Annotated in this window: 1 protein-coding gene; it reads right to left on the minus strand. The window is 54.7% G+C overall.

What is annotated here, in order from left to right; all coding sequences use genetic code 11:
- On the minus strand, positions 1–1340 hold a 1340-nt coding region (locus AC27K1_RS21535; RefSeq protein WP_487152851.1), incomplete at both ends, for a VCBS domain-containing protein.

The raw sequence follows: 1340 nt of genomic DNA on the forward strand, positions 1-1340 counted from the left end.
ATTTGAACGGAACCACCATTGGTAGTGCGGCTGCCATCGCTATCGGTTATTCCGGTAATGGTCACTGCATCCAGGCTGAAATTGGCCGCAGTATCATCACTGTCAACATCGGTATCGTTGGCAAGTACATCCAGCGTTGTTGTACCCACGGTAGAAGCATTGCCGGTGTCAGCTACAGCGATTGGCGCATCATTCGTACCCGTGACCGTGATAGTGACCGTCGCGGGTTCACTGGTGGCATTGCCTTCACCGGAATCATCAACCGCTACATAGGTAAACGTGACCTGACGGGTTTCTCCCGCGGCCAGGTCCTGGAAGTCACTGCCCGGATTGAAACTGAAGGTGCCGTCATTGTTGTTGGTTACCGTACCTTCTGTCGGCTGGGTCACGATATTGAAGGTGTGGGTATCGGTGGTGTCTGCATCCGTGGCACTGAAATTGCCGGTCACTGCTGCGCCATCTTCCGTGGCACTGACACTCACCACTTCGGCAGCAGGCTTGTCGTTAGTCCCTGTAATCGTAATCGTGACCGTCGCCGGTTCACTGGTGTTGTTTCCGAGACCGGAATCATCAACCGCTACATAGGTAAACGTGACCTGACGGGTTTCTCCAGCCGCCAGGTCCTGGAAGTCACTGCCCGGATTGAAACTGAAGGTGCCGTCATCGTTGTTGATTACCGTACCTTCTGTCGGCTGGGTCACGATATTGAAGGTGTGGGTATCGGTGGTGTCTGCATCCGTGGCACCAAAGTTGCCCCTTACCGCAGCACCATCTTCCGTGGCACTGACACTCTCAACCACCGCTATCGGTTTATCGTTGGTACCGGTGATAGTGATCGTGACCGTGGCCGGTTCACTGGTGTTGTTTCCGAGACCGGAATCATCAATCGCTACATAGGTAAACGTGACCTGACGGGTTTCTCCCGCGGCCAGGTCCTGAAAGTCATTGCCCGGATTGAAGCTGAAGGTGCCGTCATTGTTGTTGGTTACCGAGCCTTCTGCCGGTTGGCTCACGATGTTGAAGGTGTGGTTATCGGTAGTATCGGCATCCGTGGCGCTGAAATTGCCGGTCACTGCCGCACCATCTTCCGTGGCACTGACACTCACCACTTCGGCGGTGGGCTTGTCATTAGTACCGGTTATCGTGATCGTGACCGTGGCCGGTTCACTGGTGGCATTCCCTTCACCGGAATCATCAATCGCTACATAGGTAAACGTGACTTGACGGGTTTCTCCGGCCGCCAGGTCCTGAAAATCACTGCCCGGATTGAAACTGAAGGTGCCGTCATTGTTGTTGGTTACCGAGCCTTCTGCCGGCTGGCTCACGATGTTGAAGGTGTG

The organism is Kistimonas ophiarachnellae (assembly GCF_057552235.1).